Origin of the sequence: Micromonospora sp. CPCC 205561 (genome assembly GCF_036906775.1) — a bacterium.
In the GTDB taxonomy this organism is placed as follows: Bacteria; Actinomycetota; Actinomycetes; order Mycobacteriales; family Micromonosporaceae; genus Micromonospora.
Window position 1 is genome coordinate 1 of sequence record NZ_JBAKHV010000141.1, and the last position, 539, is coordinate 539.

General features: G+C 75.3%; 1 protein-coding gene. It reads left to right on the forward strand.

All coding sequences use genetic code 11. The features are described from left to right. Positions 1–539: AMP-binding protein (locus tag V6V16_RS27805; RefSeq protein WP_334566919.1), on the forward strand; the 539-nt coding region annotated here is incomplete at both ends.

Genomic DNA, 539 nt, shown 5'->3' on the forward strand with positions numbered 1-539 from the left:
CAGTTGCGCACGCTCGTCGACGTGGCGCGCCGGCACGCGGCCCAGCAGCCGGACGCCGTCGCGATCATCTGCGAGGGCCGGCGCGTCGACTACGCCACCCTGCACCGCGTCAGCAACCAGGTCGCGCGCGGTCTCCAGGCGGCGGGCCTGCGCCCCGGCGACCGGGTCGCCTGGCTGGGCAGGGAGTGCGAGCACTTCTACGACCTGTTCTTCGGCGCGGCGAAGGCCGGTGTGGTGCTGGTGCCGGTCAACTGGCGGCTGGCGGCCGGCGAGGTCGAGCACATCCTGCGTGACTCCGGGGCCGCGTTGCTCTTCGTCGACGCCGACTCGGCCGCCGTGGCCGAGAAGCTGGCGCCGGAGCTGCCGACGCTGCGGCAGGTGGTCGCGCTGGACGCCCCGGGCGCGCCCCGGGCCGGCTTCGCGGCCTGGGTGGCGGCGCAGCCGGACGCGAACGTGCTGACCAAGGTCACCCCCGACACGCCGCTGGCGCAGATGTACACCAGCGGGACCACGGGGCTGCCGAAGGGCGTCGTCCTCGC